At 63.4% G+C, this 14,795-nt stretch carries 12 protein-coding genes; 8 read left to right on the top strand and 4 right to left on the bottom strand.

Annotated elements, in window-relative coordinates; genetic code table 11:
- Positions 1-798 precede the first annotated feature (798 nt).
- Genes SG26_RS17140 through SG26_RS17130 form a run of 3 tightly spaced genes read left to right on the top strand, consistent with a single transcriptional unit; the run spans position 799 to position 5,121 of the window.
- Positions 799-3,333: an FAD-dependent oxidoreductase gene (locus SG26_RS17140; protein WP_050038454.1), complete on the top strand. Its 2,535-nt coding sequence runs from the start codon at positions 799-801 to the stop codon at positions 3,331-3,333.
- Positions 3,334-3,376: 43 nt separating this feature from the next.
- Complete coding sequence (locus SG26_RS17135) at positions 3,377-4,150, top strand: electron transfer flavoprotein subunit beta/FixA family protein (protein ID WP_014031172.1); 774 nt, start codon at positions 3,377-3,379, stop codon at positions 4,148-4,150.
- A 2-nt stretch (positions 4,151-4,152) separates the two neighbouring features.
- Positions 4,153-5,121 carry an electron transfer flavoprotein subunit alpha/FixB family protein gene (locus SG26_RS17130; protein WP_014031173.1) on the top strand — a complete coding sequence of 323 codons (969 nt, stop codon included), beginning with the start codon at positions 4,153-4,155 and terminating at the stop codon, positions 5,119-5,121.
- A 52-nt stretch (positions 5,122-5,173) separates the two neighbouring features.
- Here SG26_RS17130 and SG26_RS17125 read toward each other — a convergent pair whose 3' ends face one another.
- A complete protein-coding gene (locus tag SG26_RS17125) occupies positions 5,174-5,554 on the bottom strand; it encodes a hypothetical protein (protein WP_050038315.1) in 381 nt (126 codons plus the stop codon).
- 150 nt (positions 5,555-5,704) lie between these two features.
- Between SG26_RS17125 and SG26_RS17120 the strand changes: the two genes are divergently transcribed.
- Positions 5,705-6,298 carry a cyclodeaminase/cyclohydrolase family protein gene (locus tag SG26_RS17120; RefSeq protein WP_050038314.1) on the top strand — a complete coding sequence of 198 codons (594 nt, stop codon included), beginning with the start codon at positions 5,705-5,707 and terminating at the stop codon, positions 6,296-6,298.
- A gap of 85 nt (positions 6,299-6,383) precedes the next feature.
- On the opposite strand, the gene SG26_RS17115 is transcribed toward SG26_RS17120, so the two are convergent.
- Complete coding sequence (locus tag SG26_RS17115) at positions 6,384-8,129, bottom strand: formate--tetrahydrofolate ligase (protein WP_014031176.1); 1,746 nt, start codon at positions 8,127-8,129, stop codon at positions 6,384-6,386.
- A 326-nt stretch (positions 8,130-8,455) separates the two neighbouring features.
- On the opposite strand from SG26_RS17115, the gene folP reads away from it, so the two are divergent.
- Both folP and SG26_RS17105 read left to right on the top strand, forming a co-directional pair.
- Positions 8,456-10,855 carry a dihydropteroate synthase gene (folP, locus tag SG26_RS17110; RefSeq protein WP_050038313.1) on the top strand — a complete coding sequence of 800 codons (2,400 nt, stop codon included), beginning with the start codon at positions 8,456-8,458 and terminating at the stop codon, positions 10,853-10,855.
- 25 nt (positions 10,856-10,880) lie between these two features.
- Positions 10,881-11,114, top strand: coding sequence for a hypothetical protein (locus SG26_RS17105; RefSeq protein WP_014031178.1), 234 nt, complete (start codon positions 10,881-10,883; stop codon positions 11,112-11,114).
- A gap of 115 nt (positions 11,115-11,229) precedes the next feature.
- On the opposite strand, the gene SG26_RS17100 is transcribed toward SG26_RS17105, so the two are convergent.
- On the bottom strand, positions 11,230-11,661 hold the full coding sequence (locus tag SG26_RS17100) for a hypothetical protein (RefSeq protein WP_225308138.1): 432 nt from the start codon (positions 11,659-11,661) through the stop codon (positions 11,230-11,232).
- A 106-nt stretch (positions 11,662-11,767) separates the two neighbouring features.
- Here SG26_RS17100 and SG26_RS17095 point away from each other — a divergent pair, with 106 nt between their 5' ends.
- On the top strand, positions 11,768-12,376 hold the full coding sequence (locus SG26_RS17095) for a hypothetical protein (protein ID WP_050006941.1): 609 nt from the start codon (positions 11,768-11,770) through the stop codon (positions 12,374-12,376).
- Between the two features lie 77 nt (positions 12,377-12,453).
- On the opposite strand, the gene SG26_RS17090 is transcribed toward SG26_RS17095, so the two are convergent.
- Entirely contained in the window at positions 12,454-14,214 is a 1,761-nt protein-coding gene (locus SG26_RS17090) for a BCCT family transporter (RefSeq protein ID WP_050038312.1), read from the bottom strand.
- A gap of 414 nt (positions 14,215-14,628) precedes the next feature.
- Here SG26_RS17090 and SG26_RS21230 point away from each other — a divergent pair, with 414 nt between their 5' ends.
- Positions 14,629-14,790, top strand: coding sequence for a hypothetical protein (locus tag SG26_RS21230; protein ID WP_005533017.1), 162 nt, complete (start codon positions 14,629-14,631; stop codon positions 14,788-14,790).
- Positions 14,791-14,795: the final 5 nt, after the last annotated feature.

Genomic DNA, 14,795 nt, shown 5'->3' with positions numbered 1-14,795 from the left:
GTACGATTGTTATTCTCGGCCCCGTGGACGGCCAGCCCGACATCGAATGGGCTGTCGCTCTTCCTGAACTGCACCGCCCTATAGAAATCGGGACCGAAGCAGCACCCACCGCTATCAGCGCGAGTGATGTCGGGAGACCGGTGACAGAGCGGACTCTCAAGGTTCAGGCAATGACTTCGGCCTGCTCTCTTGGTATTACTCAGCGGGTATAATACACGACAGTAACAGTCGGTGATCTCTCTTGGCGTGAAATCATGACGTTACCGTTGTCATTCGAGCACGGGGTAGTGAGGACAGCGGCGTGGTACGTCACGTCATCCCGTTTGGCTGTAATGGATTCCCGGGAACAGGAGCCTGCACATCAATACGATACTGCGACCCAACTGACGGAGGACTCTCAGGCCGGGTCGAAACCGGTCATGCGTACCTTCGATCCGGAGACCGAGACGACGACCAGAGAGCGCGTCGGAACCATTCCAACGGACGGCACAAAACTCATACCATTGGTTTTTTTACAGAATGAGTATTCTGCCCGTCCCTCCGACTCTGAAACGTCAGCGTGGCCCCGTCGACGCGACTACCGAACAGAAACAGGGGTTTATAGCTGCTGACTCCCTGAACAACGAACGATTTCCGGCGGTCTGCGTCCCAGATATATACATATATATAAATCACCGCAGAACTGTGGCCCCTGCTTCTTTCCGGAAAGAGGCCACGCTCAAAACGGATGATGTTGAGAGCTATCACCACGAGCGGCGAGAGTACAGTTCGGTCCGCCAGCATACGGGTGAGACCGCGATGAGTTCGAACTCGCTGCCGTCAGCGGCGAAGACAGTACTCATCGGTGGCGGTATCGTCGGAAACAGTCTCGCGTACCATCTCGCCCGGATGGGGCGAGAAGACATCTCGATTCTGGACAAGGGGCCGTTTCCTGACCCCGGTGGGTCGACGGGTCACGCCTCGAACTTCCTGATGCCGGTGGAACACTCGAAGGAGATGACCCACCTCACCCGACGGAGCATTGAGCAGTACAAGGACATGGACACGTTCACCAACAGCGGCGGTATCGAAGTGGCACGCACCGAGGAACGGGTCGAGGAACTGAAACGCCGAATCCAGTCGGCGAAGGCGTGGGGCGAACCGGCGGAGCTGTTGACCCCCGAGGAAGTCGAAGCGCTCGTACCCTACGTCAACACTGACCTCGTCAAGGCGGGGTTCTACAGCACGGGGGCGGGCACGTGTGACCCGCTTCGGGCCGGTGAAGTGATGCGAGCGCGGGCCGACGAGTACACTGATGGCGGCCTGCACGTCTCGCCCAACACCGAAGTGCTCGACCTTCACGTCGAAGACGGGTCGATAGCGGCCGTCGAGACCGACCGCGGGACCGTCACGGCCGACGAGGTGGTCATCGCGGCCGGGCTCTGGAGCCCGAAGTTAGCCGAGATGGCCGGCGTCGAGATCCCGCTGACACCGGCGGTTCACCAGATGGTCAGCGTCGGCCCGATTTCCTTCTTCGAGGATTACGAGGGCGAAATCTCGTTCCCGGTCGTCCGCGACATGGACACCCAGATGTACGAGCGCCAGCACGGGAACGACCTCGAAGTCGGGTCGTATCAACACCGGCCGATACTCTGGGACGTCGAGGACATCCCGTCCATCGACGAAGCGCCGCTCTCGCCGACCCAGCCGCCGCTGACCGACGACGCCTTCGAGCAGTCGATGGCCGACGCGCTGGAGATCGTCCCGGAACTCCTCGACGACCCCGAGGCCGGCATCCGCCACGAAATCGACGGCCTACTTTCGCAGACGCCAGACGGTGCACCGCTTCTGGGCCCACTGCAGGACGTCGACGGGCTCTGGTCGTGTGCCGCAATCTGGATCAAAGAAGCCCCGGCCATCGGCGAGGCGGTTGCCCAGTGGATGACGCGTGGCTGGTCGGACATCGACCTCCACGGGGCCGACGTGAACCGGTTCTACGAGTACGGGACCTCCCGCTCGTTCGTCAAGGACCGGGCCAGCGAAGGGTTCCAGAAGATATACGACATCGTCCACCCGGCCGAACAGTACCAGTCGGCGCGGGAACTCCGGACGAGCCCGTTCTACGAGAAGCAGGCCGGCCTCGACGCGGAGTTCTTCGAGGCCGCGGGCTGGGAACGGCCGCAGTGGTACGAATCGAACAGCGATCTACTGGGCCGGTACGAGGACGAGCTCGCCGAGTTCCAGCGGCCCAACGAGTGGGATTCGCGGTGGTGGTCGCCGATTATCCTCGCGGAACATCTCCACACCCGCGAGCACGTCTCGATGATCGGCGATATGGGCTTCAGCATCTTCGATTTCCGCGGGTCGGACGTCGTCGACTACCTCGAACAGATGGCCGTGGGCCGCATCGACGTCGACGTCGGCAAGACCGTGTACACGCCGATTCTCGCCGAAAACGGCGGCTTCGTTTCGGACCTGACAATCGCCCGACTCGGCCCCAAGCACTACCGAGTCGTCACCGGCGGCGCGGCGGGCGGGTCCGACCGGGCCTGGTTCGGCGAGCACATCCCTGACGACGCCGACGTGACGATGATCGACCGGTCCGAATCGCTGTGTACGCTGGGCGTCTGGGGACCGAACGCCCGCGATATGGTCGACAGCGTCGCCGAGGAAGACATGTCCCACGACGCGTTCGAGCCGTACACGGCACAGGAAATCACGGTCGGCGAGGTCGACGCGTGGACGATGCGGCTCTCCTACATCGGCGAACAGGGCTGGGAGATCTACGCCCCGATGGGCCAGGGCCGCCGGCTCTGGGACGTGCTCTGGGAGGTCGGGCAGGACCACGATGTCCGGCCGGCCGGCATGGGCGTCTACGGGACGACCGGTCGCCTGGAGAAGGGGTACCGGCTGTTCGGGCACGAACTCGAACTGGAGTACAACCCGGCGGAAGCGGGGCTGACGTTCCACGGGGTCAAGGACGCCGATTTCATCGGGAAGGAAGCCTACGCCGAGGCTATCGACGAGGAGAACACCGCCACGCTGTGTACCCTGTCGGTCGACGACCACGCGCCAGAGGGCGGCGAGCGCCGCTTCATGCTGGGCAACGAACCGGTCCTCGACGCGAACGGCGACGTCCTGGTCGACGACGAGGGTCGTCGCTCGTACGTGACCAGCGCGGGAACCGGCCCCAGCGTCGGCAAACACCTGCTGATGGCGTATCTCCCGCAGTCCCACGCCGAGGAAGGGCGGAGCCTCCAGGTCGAGTACATGGGCCAGCAGTATCCGGTGACGGTCGAAGTCGTCGGGAGCCGGCCGCTGTTCGACCCGGAGAACGAGCGCATCAGGAGCTAGTACAGCCAGTGACCCACCCACTATCACTCAACGGAGACACGACATGGACACCGTAGCCTGCATCAAACGCGTGCCGGACACCGGCGCGAAAATCACACTGACCGACGACGAACAGCGAATAGACACGAGCCATCTGGGGTTCACGATATCGCCCCACGAGGAGTGCGCCGTCGAGGAGGCCATTCAGGTGGCCGACGACCACGACGGGACGGCCACCGTGATGTCGCTCGGATCGGTGGACGCCGACGAACAGCTCCGGACCGGGCTCGCGATGACGGCCGACGAGGCGACGCTGCTGGAAACTGACGGGGAAGAGTGGCGGCCCCGCGAAACGGCGGCCGCCCTCGCAGACGCTCTGAGCGGCGACGCCGGCACCGATCCGGAGTTCGACCTCCTCCTGTTCGGGAACGAATCGGCCGACGTGGCGAACCACCAGGTCGGGGTTCGCGTCGCCGAGCGGCTGGACGTGCCGTTCGTCGCGGGCGTGTCAGACCTGACGATTGAGGACGGGACGGCCGTCGCCGAGCGCGACGTGACTGGTGGGACCGAGGTGTACGAACTCGACCTGCCAGCGGCCGTCGGCGTGAGGGAGGGGCTCAACACGCCCCGCTACGCCTCGATGCGCGCCAAGATGCAGGCGCGCAAACAGTCGATCGGGCGGCAGGACCCAGTCGCCAGCGAGTTCGACGGGGGTATCGAGAAAGTCCGGTTGGAAGCGCCGGAGAGCACGGAGGGCTCGGCCGAGGTGCTCGGCGATGGATCGGACGCCGTACCCGCAGTCGTCGACCTGCTCCGCGACGACCTGGAGGTGATCTGACTGTGATACTGAGCCTCGTCGAACATGCGGGCGGAAGTCCCGAAGAGCCCTCGCTGGAGGCGCTCACGCTGGCCCGTGAACTGGCGACGGCGACCGACGCGGCGCTCGAAGCCGTCGCGTTCGGCGCAGAATCGGCGGCGCTCGGGGAGAAACTCGGTGACTACGGCGTAGAGACGCTCCACCACGTCGGTGACGAGCGGCTTGACACGTACGCACCCGAGGCCTGGGCGGAGAGTATCGCGCAGTTGCTCGACGCCACGGACCCGGACGCAGTCGTCGCCCCGGGGACTGACCGCGGACAGGAGGTGCTAGCCCACGTCGGTGCCAGGCGCGACCTGCCGATGGCGGCCAACTGTCTCGACGTCGAGGCCGGCGACGTGTACGAACTGTCGCGCCAGCGATGGGGTGGTAGCCTCGTCGAACACACACGCCTTGACAGTGACACGAAACTGGTGACTGCGGCGGAACACGAGTTTTCGCCGGAGACGGCGACAGAGACAGTTGAGTCGACGGTCCAGCCGTTCGAGCCGTCGCTCGACGAGAGCGCGTTCCGGGTCAGTGTCGACCGAGTCGAGGAGTCCGACGAGACCGGTGTGTCGCTCGGCGAGGCCCGCGTCGTCGTCGGCGGCGGGCGCGGTGTCGGTGGTCCGGAAGATTACGACAAACTGGAGACGCTGGCCGATAGCCTCGGCGGAACCGTCGGCGCGTCGCGGGCCGCCGTCAACGAGGGCTGGCGACCGCACAACGACCAGATCGGACAGACGGGCACGAAGATCAGCCCGGACCTCTACGTCGCCTGCGGTATCAGCGGTGCGGTGCAGCACATGGTGGGCTGTAAGGGTGCGGACAACATCCTGGCTATCAACACCGACCCGGAGGCGGCCATCATGCAGAAGGCCGACTACGCCGTCGTCGGCGACCTCCACGAGGTCGTGCCGGAGCTGAACGACGCGCTGGGAGACGGGGGCTGAGACGGGCAGCCGTTCCGTGTGCGGACTTGGTTGACGGGCTGGCCGCCTCGGCTCATTCTTTGACGACGTAGTCCCCGAAGTTCTCGACAGTTCCCACGGGCGGCGCGCCGAAAGCGAGCCAGACGTGCGTCTCTTCAGTATGGTTACAGAGATTCCGGACCGTGTCCGGGTGGACGCGGACGACCCCGCCCTCGGGGACATCGTGGACGTCACCCTCGATGACTATCTGGCCGCCGGTCGTCGCGACGAACACCTCCTCCTGGCCGTCGTGTGTATGCGGTGTCGTCACCGATCCCGGTTCGACGATGACCTGATTCACCCGCATCTCCGTACAGCCGAGCGGGTCCGTGAGCTTCCGGACCTCTGTCTCACAGGTGTTGAACTGCTCTGTCGGTACCGTCGCTGGCTGGACGATTTCGAACGAAGACGCCATACAGCGTCTTGACACAGTCCGGACATAGCCTTTGTGTCAGGATGGCCCACGCGGACCGAATACCGTCGGGGAAATCATTAGGCGAGTGGGGCGAGAGTGCCGTGGTATGGACAGTCAATCACCAGAGCCGACTGGGGTTGAGCCCGACAGATGACGTTCGCGGACCAGCCTATCAGTGAGTTTCTCGACGACGTCGCGTCGGACCAGGTGACCCCGAGCGGCGGTGCGGTCGCGGCCGTCGGCGGCGCGATGGGCGCGGCGCTCTGTGAGATGGTCTGTATCCACACTGTCGGCACAGACGGGTCCGAGGCAGCGGCTGATGAACTAAGCGAGGTTGGTGACACGCTGGCCGACCGGCGAGAACGGCTGCTTGCCCTCGCCGACGAGGACGCAGCCACGGTCGACGCGGTCGGGGCCGCAATCGAGTCCGGGGACGACGCCCGGATGCAGGCGGCTTCGAAACGTTCGACGGAAGTGCCACTGGAGACGGCCGAGGTCTGTCTCGACGTCGTTGAGCACGCCCGCACGGTGACTGCGAAGGGGACGCCGGTCGCTGTCCCGGACGCGGCCGTCGGGGCGCTGCTCGCGGCGGCGGCGCTACAGGCGTCCGTCGCGACTGTCCGGGCCAATCTCGACATGATCGACGACGAATCATTCGTGGCAGCGATGAAACAGCGGGCAGACGAGGCAGAAGCGGCCGGCAAAGCGGCGCTCGACGAAGCGGTCGCAAACGCGGAGCGGTGAGCGTCGTCACCTCGTCGAACGCCGAGCGGCATCCGTTAAAAATCGAGCGGACGAGCCACAGGAGCTGGGACGCGAGGCCGGTTCGTCAGAACAGCCCCGAAATGTTACCGTCTTCGTCGATGTCCATGTCGGCGGCAGCCGGTCGGGCCGGCAGGCCAGGCATCGTGAGCGCGTCGGCCGTGAGAGCGACCAGGAAGCCAGCTCCGGCAGACGGGTACACTTCGCTGATTTCGAGTTCCCAGCCCTCCGGCGCGCCCTTCTGGCTCGCGTCGTCGCTCAGCGAGTGGAACGTCTTGGACATGACGACCGGGTAGTCGTCGAAATCGAGCTCGTTCATCTGCTCGATGTCGTCGAGCGCGCCGCCGGTGTATTTCACGTCGTCAGCGCCGTAAATCTCGGTCGCGACGGTGTGGATCTTCTCCTTGATGCTGTCCTCGTCGTCGTACAGCATCCGGAAGTCCTCCTCGTTGCTCTCCTCGGTTGCCTCGATGACGTTCTCCGCGAGGTCGACGCCGCCCTCGCTGCCGTCGGAGAACACGTTCGACTCAGCCGCTCTGACCCCGAGGTCCTCACGGCAGTGGTCCAAGATGGCCTGAATCTCCTCGTCGGTGTCGTCCGGGAAGCGGTTGACGGAGACGACGACCGGGACGCCGAACTTCTGGAGGTTCGTCGCGTGCTTGTCGAGGTTCGAGAAGCCCGCTTCGACGGCTTCGACGCCGGCCTCGTCGATTTCGTCGTAGTCGACCGGCCACTGGTCGAGGCCGTGGTATTTGAGCGCGCGGACCGACGCCACCAGCACGACGGCGTTCGGCGTCATATCGCCCTTGCGACAGACCACGTCCATGAACTTCTCGGCCCCGAGGTCGGAGCCGAAACCAGCCTCGGTGACGAGGTAGTCGCCCATGCCGAAGGCAGTCTTGTCGGCGACGAGCGAGTTCGTCCCGTGGGCGATGTTCGCGAACGGCCCGCCGTGGACCAGCGCCGGCGTCCCCTCGATGGTCTGGACGACGTTCGGCTTGATCGCGTCCCGGAGTAGCATGGTTGCTGGGCCGGTCGCTTCGATATCTTCGACCGTGACCGGGTCGCCGTCCTCGTCGTAGGCGACGATGATGCGACTGACTCGCTCTTTGAGGTCGCCCAGGTCACTCGCCAGGCACAGCACCGCCATCAGTTCTGAGGCGGCGGTAAGGAGGAAGCTGTCCTCCCGTGGCGTCCCACCGGTTTTCCCGCCGAGGCCGACGACGGTCTCCCGGAGCGCGCGGTCGTTCATGTCGATAGCGCGCGGCCAGGAGACGTTGTTGATGTCGATGTTCAGGTCGTCACCCTGCGAGATCTTCGCGTCGAGCATCGCGGCGATGAGGTTGTGTGCGGAGGTGAGCGCGTGGAGGTCGCCGGTGAAGTGGAGGTTGATGTCCTCCATCGGAAGGACCTGCGACCGGCCGCCGCCTGCTGCGCCGCCTTTGACGCCGAACACCGGGCCAAGCGACGGTTCCCGGATGGCGATCATCGCTTCCTCGCCGACGTGGTTGAGCGTCTGTCCGAGGCCGACGGTCGTTACCGTCTTCCCCTCGCCTTTCGGCGTCGGGGTCATCCCGGTTACCAGGACGAGGTTCTGCTCCTTGTCCTCGGCCTGTTCACGGAGGCGCTCGATGGCGTGTTGTTTGACTTTCGCGGTGTATTCGCCGAAGTACTGGAGGTCGTCGAGGCCGAGTCCCCACGGCTCTACCAGTTCCCAGATCGGTTCCATCTCGGTCGACTGGGCGATATCGTAGTCCGTAGGAATCGGCTCCTGTGTCTCTTCGGTCGCGGATTGCTCATCCTGTGAAGACATCTCGACTAGCCCTTCCCTACACCGTCGTAATAATGTTAGTGAACCTGATACTATCGGGATAGGATGTGTTCGAGACGCCGTTACGGACCGCGTAAGCCACATCATGTATCTCGGCTTACGAGATTGGTTCCGTGGCCCAGCAGCAGTCCGGACGGCAGCGGCAGCGACGTCGGGATCTACGAAATGACTCGATCACGGTTTCCGGGCCGCCATTGAGGAGTTTCTCGTGGGTTTCGGCCTGAAGAGGGTGCTCCACCTCGTTACGTGCTATCGACGCAGAACCCTCTGGCGATAAATTAATCAGGCCGCCGCCGCCCAATTATGGTATGGAGTACCACGAGTCGGCGGACTACCTGCAGTCGCTACAACGCCGTCGGCCCAAGTTGGGGACCGATACGACGGCGCGGATGCTCGCACATCTCGGTGACCCGGACAACAGTTTCGACAGCGTGCAGATCGCCGGGTCGAACGGAAAGGGAAGCACCGCCCAGATGACCGAGAGCGTGCTCAGAGCCGCCGGGCTGGACGTCGGCCTGTTCACTTCGCCGGGATTGAACGGCTTTCGGGAGCAAGTCACGGTCAACGGCGGCCGGATACCCAAAGAGCGGGTGACGGAGTTCGTCGAACAGATCGAGCCATGTATCGACCGCCTGGCCGCCGAGGACGACAAGCCGACGCATTTCGAGGTACTCACCGCGCTTGCGCTCTATCATTTCGATGTCGAAGACGTCGATGTGGCAGTTCTGGAAGTCGGTATCGGCGGCCGGTACGACGCCACGAGCGCGGTCGATCCCGTCGCAAGCGCCGTCACCAGTATCAGTTTAGAACACACCGATCTGCTCGGCGACACAATCGAGGAGATCGCTCTGGACAAAGCACAGGTCGCGCCCGGAGACGCCCCGCTCGTGACCGGAACGACCGGCGCTGCCCTCGATGCAATCGAGGGGATTACCGACACCATCACCGTCGGCGGCGAGGCGGCCGACGTCACTGCGGTGGAGAACGGGATGCGCTCGGCCGTCGAGAACCGCATCTCCCTCACGGGGCCGGACTGGGCGCTCGAATCGAACCTCAAACTGCTCGGTCAGCACCAGGCCGAAAACGCCGGCGTCGCCGCGACGCTGGCCCGACAACTCACCGACGTGGACACGGAAACCATATCCGAGGGGCTGCGGGCCGCGACGCTGCCGGGGCGGTTCGAGGTCCGGTCGACCGACCCGATGGTCGTCCTCGATGGCTCCCACAACCCCGGCGCGATGGCGACGCTGGCGACACTCATCGAGCGATACGACTACGACGACCTCCATGTGGTCTTCGCCGCGATGGAAGACAAAGAGTACGAGCAGATGATCGCGACGCTTCCGGCCGTCGAGACAGCGTTTGCCGCGCGACCGAAGGTGGACCGAGCCGCGAGTACGGAGTCGCTCGCTGCGGCGTTCGAGGGCCAGGCAGCCCAGGTCCAGCGAGTCGAGTCCGTTCCGGAAGCCACCGAACGGGCGATAGCGGCGGCCGACGCGGACGACTTCGTGCTCGTCGCAGGATCGCTCTACGCAGTCGCCGAAGCTCGGGACCGCTGGAGCCGGCTGGTCGTTCCCGGGGACAACCTCCAGCAGGCGTCGACGGGAGAGACTGCTAAAGCCGGAAGTGAACCAGAAATCCACCAGCAGATGCTTTCGGTCACGTTGCGGCGCGACCAGGCGGGAGTCCTAAAACAGGAGCTCGAGGACTGTGGCGGTACCTGTACTTGTTCGACTGTCGGGATGCCTGAGAAGCTCGTCGACACGACGCTGTCGGGAACGCCGCGACAGTTTCAACAGCTCACTGACAGACTGGCTTCGACAGGGCTGGGGCTCGGTCGGCTCGCCACGCAACTCGAAGGCACGCTGTCTGACAGGTCGTTCCCGCCGCCGTTCGACAGGGAAGAGGCGGCCGTGATGGGTATTCTCAACGTCACGCCGGACAGTTTCTACGACGGCGGCGAGTACAACCGCCGCGACCTCGCGGTCAGTCACGCGGAACAGATGATCGAGTCCGGGGCGGATATCATCGACATCGGCGGCGAAAGCACGCGGCCCGGCGCAGATCCGGTGTCCGTCGAAACGGAAATCGACCGCGTAGTGCCCGTTATCGAGGCCGTGTCCTCGCTCGATGCGACTGTCTCCGTCGATACCCGAAAAGCCGCCGTCGCTGACGCGGCGTTGGACGCGGGTGCCGACATCGTCAACGACGTGTCGGGACTGTCGGACCCCGAGATGCGGTTCGTGGTTGCCGACCACGACGCGTCCGTCATCCTGATGCATAGCCTGTCCGCGCCAGTGGACCCAGGTCGAACTGTGACCTACGACGACGTCGTCGACGACGTGCTTCGAGACCTCACAGAACAGATCCTGCTCGCCGAGCAAGCCGGCATCGACCGCGAGCAGATTATCGTCGACCCCGGCTGTGGTTTCGGGAAGAACGCCGCCGAATCGTTCGAACTCGTCGACCGACTCCACGAGTTCCACGCGCTCGGCTGTCCGGTGCTGGTCGGGCACTCCCGGAAGTCGATGTTTGCCGACATGAGCGACGCCGGTGCGGACAGGCTGCCACCGACTCTGGCCACGACAGCGCTGGCCGCCGAACGTGGGGCTGACGCAGTCAGGGTCCACGACGTCTCCGAGAACAACGCCGTGCTCAAGACGGTCTCAGCGACGGCGTCGCGACCGTCTCAGATGCGACAACAGTGATACCTGTGCAGCCCGAACAGTATGTATGCTACAGTTTCCAGTTCAGCTCGGTTCGGGCCTGCTCGAATCCGTCGGGCAGGTGGCAGCAGTCGCTGGCACCGTCGTCCTTCTGCTGATGCTCGTCGGTCTGGGTGCCTTCGCGTACAAGAGCCTCATCGGAGACGGTATCCGCTGGCCCGATGAGCGAGAAGAGGCGGACAGTGAGGAGGACGACGGCGTCGTGCAAGGGAGCCGTGAGGACGACTGGAAGTATTACTGACGGCAGAATCCCACTCGCGTGTTGGAACTGGGCATCACCCTGCTTTTGATCTCGTAGCCGTTTCGAAGCAACGCATACCGGCCAAACGGCAGCAGTGATCAGTGTACCCATCGTCTCAATCAGTACTGCGGTCGTAGGAGTGTTCGAACTCCCAGTGGTACCGACAGTCCGTGCAGGTCGCCCACTCGGGGATGTCGAACCGCTCGGGGTGGCGTTGCCCGTGCTCCATCCGGCTCCGACAGACCGGGCAGGTGAGATACAGGAGCTGCAGGTCGGCGAACTCGTCGTGGCTGTATTCGCCGACACACCGCGGACAGTCGATGCTGTCACGCGCGTTGTGCTGGAAGATTTCCGACTCGCATCGCGGACATTCGACCGTCGCTGGCGGCCGTCTCGCCCACCCAATGTCACCGTCGTACGTCGTCGTTGCCGTGTCCATGCTCGACAGCCTGAACTTGTTCGGCCCGTCACTCTGCTGGAGTGGCGCGGCCACCCGCTTGCCGACCCAGACAAGCTTCGAGAGCAGAGCTGCGAGCCATCCAGACACTGTGACATGGTATGTATTCTGACGGCTTAAATTTCCGGGCAGTACGAACGCTGACCCGATGGTGAGCGGTCGATAGGTTTTCACGGCGACCCGCGGTATGTGGCATATGAGTGTTGACGCGGCTGTCGGTGTTGCGCCGACCGTCCCGGGACTGGCGGCAACTGTTGTGAATCCCGTCGTGGGACAGTTGATGCCCGGCGTTGGCACCGAACTGTCCAGACCGCTCCGCGGGCTCGTCTCGTTCGTTCTCGTGCTCGTGGCCGGCGCATTGGTGCTCCGGCTGCGGCGGAACTACGTCAACGAGTCGATTGACGCGATTTCGGACAGCCCGGCGACGGCCGTCCTCTACGGCATCGCTGGGTACGTGATCGTCGGTATCGTCGGCCTCTACGGGGCAACAACGCTAGCCCGCCTCAGCGTCGCTGGCGGGGTATTCGTCCGTGTCGCGATTCTCATCAGTAGTGCGTTCGTCCTGGTACTCACAAGCTTCGGCTTTCTCGTGGTCGGCACACTCCTCACTGATATCTTTGGCAGCCGCCGACCAACATACGGGCTCCTCATCGGAGCGTTTCTCAGCGCTGTCTCGTGGGTTCTGCTTTCACCCGCCGGCAGTATCGTGTCCAGCCTCGCCATCGCCGCGTTCGGAATCGGCGGCTCTGCCCGGATTTGGATACACTCTGAACGGACGGTCGAAACAGAACTGGGCGGCCGGTAGCGTGAACGGTTTCGGCCGCTGTTGGCTATAGCATCTGACACTACCGGTCGCGTCGGAAAACGCCAAAACGAGAGGTTTCAGTCGGTACCCGTCGCCGTGTCGTCTCCCGGGTCGGAGATATCTGTCACCATTTCGTCGCCGGCGGTCACGACGTCGACATCATCCCGTTCAGAGAGGTCCTGAATCGTTTCTGCGAACTCTTCCGATTCGAGTATCTGGTACTCGTTGTCGAGCCCCAGATACACTGTATAGCACATCAGACACAGGATGAACGCGAACGGGAGTCCTGTGGTGATTGCGGCCGTCTGGAGCGCCGTCAGACCGCCACCGATGAGCAGGATGGACGCGACAAGGCCCTCGGTAAGGGCCCAGAATATCCGCTGTGTTCGCGGCACGTCGTGCTTTCCGCCCGAAGTCAGATGGTCGATGACCAGTGACCCGGAGTCAGACGACGTGACGAAGAACGTGATGACCAGCAGCGTCGCGATCAGTCCACTGACCACGCCAAGCGGGAACTGCTCCAGCAGGGCGAACATCGCGACGGTCTGGCCGACCTCGTTGTACGTCGCCAGCGCCTGTCCGTTCCCCAGCAGGGAGTTGAACATCGCGCTGCCGCCGAACACCGAGAGCCAGAGCGTCGAGAACATCGATGGAAGGAACAGCACGCCCAGTACAAACTCCCGGACGGACCGACCCTTCGAAATGCGCGCGATGAACATCCCGACGAACGGCGACCACGCGATCCACCAGCCCCAGTAGAACACGGTCCAGGCGGTGGGGGTCCCGTTCGCCGCTTCGTTGAGCGTCCCGGTAAAGAACCCGAGCGCCAGAATGTTTCCGAAGTACGCGCCGAGGCCCTCTGCCCACGTCCCGAAGATGTACACCGTCGGACCCACGATGACGAGGAACCCGAGTAGTGCGAACATCAGGTAGAGGTTCAGCGTACTCAGCCGCTTGACACCGCCGTCGAGCCCCGCTGCGACCGAGAGGGTCGCGATGAGCGTGATCCCGGCGATGAGCGCGACTTGCGGCCAGGTCCCTGTCGGGACACTCACCGCACCGAGCATGTCGCCGCCCACGTAGGAGAGCCCCGTGTTGACCTGTGCAACACCGAGTCCCAGTGAGGTTGACAGCCCGAACAGCGTCGCGAACACCGTCACGAGGTCGATGATGTGGCCCGGCCAGCCGTAAATCCGCTCGCCCAGCAGGGGCCAGAATATCGACCGGAAGGTGAGTGGGAGTCCCCGGTTAAACGAGAAGAACGCGAGGCCGAGTCCCACTAGGCCGTACACCGCCCACGGGTGAAAGCCCCAGTGGAAGAACGTCTGCGCCATCGCGGCGGACGCCGCTGCGCCGGTCCCCGCTTCGGCCCCGAAGAAGCTCGGGGGGTTCTGGAAGTAGTACAGCGGTTCCGAGACGCTGAAGAACATGAGGCCGATACCCATGCCGGCGCTGAACAGCATCGCCATCCAGGAGAAGTCGCTGAACTCCTTTTCGGCCTCGACGCCGCCGATTCTGATATTGCCGTACTTGCTGAACGCGAAGTAAAGCAGTGTGATGATGAACACGTTCACCGCCAGCAGGTAGAACCAGCCGAAAGTGTCCCCGATGGTATTGAACAGCCATGTGTACGCCGAGGCTGCGGTGTCACCGAGCAGTATCGTCACTGCGATGAACAGCGCAATGATCACCAGCGCCACCGGGAATACCACCGGATGGATGTCGAATCCAGCCGCCTGAATGTTCGTATCACCGGGTTCGCGGTCGGACTCCGGATGGAACAACTCGACCTGAAGCCCGTCAGACATTTCCCCGGTTTGGTCGTCACTGTTTGCCATACGTTACCCCTCTCGAACGCGGTACTGGTCTGTGGTGTCTCATTGTCGTAGTCGCGGTCGTCCTCTGTCGTAGTCCGTTGCCACCGTCATGGTAACGACATCCCGGCGTAGCGCGCCTACAGCAGTCGCATCCTGTTTGTCTTACTGTACTCGCTCGGGCGGACACGACGTGCCCGCAGGGCTATTGTCGGCGTGTTTTGTGTGCTACACAGTCTCATACTTATGCACTGATGCAACTGTAATAAAACTTCACCTTAGACACCAATATATCACGGACTGAAGCACTGTACGGCTGTGACTCGGCAGACATTTCTCCTATCTAGTACATTGAGGTTTGCTGGCTGTCGACGAGTCTTCGATTGTCTCACCGCTTGATGGGTGCGTATTTATTTCGGACTCCCACTTAGCATCAGTATGGCACGACTTCTGGCAACAGGGGCAGCCGCGGTGGCAGCACTGCTGATGGGCGTCGGCCTCGTCGGGATGACAGTCGGCGACTTCCGACTCGCAGGATTCAGTTTCCTCAGCGCCAGCCTGGTGATCTACATACGTGAGACGCGACTGATAGACGCGTAGCTGGT

The organism is Haloarcula sp. CBA1115 (assembly GCF_000827835.1).
In the GTDB taxonomy this organism is placed as follows: Archaea; Halobacteriota; Halobacteria; order Halobacteriales; family Haloarculaceae; genus Haloarcula; species Haloarcula hispanica.
Note: the sequence above shows the minus strand (reverse complement) of the source record. Positions and strands in the feature narration are given on the sequence as shown.

Coding starts and splice junctions, on each gene's coding strand:
- SG26_RS17115 (WP_014031176.1), bottom strand. CDS start 8,129: ATGTCTTCACAGGATGAGCAATCCGCGACCGAAGAGACACAGGAGCCG.
- SG26_RS17095 (WP_050006941.1), top strand. CDS start 11,768: ATGAGTGTTGACGCGGCTGTCGGTGTTGCGCCGACCGTCCCGGGACTG.
- SG26_RS17140 (WP_050038454.1), top strand. CDS start 799: ATGAGTTCGAACTCGCTGCCGTCAGCGGCGAAGACAGTACTCATCGGT.
- SG26_RS17120 (WP_050038314.1), top strand. CDS start 5,705: ATGACGTTCGCGGACCAGCCTATCAGTGAGTTTCTCGACGACGTCGCG.
- SG26_RS17125 (WP_050038315.1), bottom strand. CDS start 5,554: ATGGCGTCTTCGTTCGAAATCGTCCAGCCAGCGACGGTACCGACAGAG.
- SG26_RS21230 (WP_005533017.1), top strand. CDS start 14,629: ATGGCACGACTTCTGGCAACAGGGGCAGCCGCGGTGGCAGCACTGCTG.
- folP (WP_050038313.1), top strand. CDS start 8,456: ATGGAGTACCACGAGTCGGCGGACTACCTGCAGTCGCTACAACGCCGT.
- SG26_RS17105 (WP_014031178.1), top strand. CDS start 10,881: ATGCTACAGTTTCCAGTTCAGCTCGGTTCGGGCCTGCTCGAATCCGTC.
- SG26_RS17090 (WP_050038312.1), bottom strand. CDS start 14,214: ATGGCAAACAGTGACGACCAAACCGGGGAAATGTCTGACGGGCTTCAG.
- SG26_RS17135 (WP_014031172.1), top strand. CDS start 3,377: ATGGACACCGTAGCCTGCATCAAACGCGTGCCGGACACCGGCGCGAAA.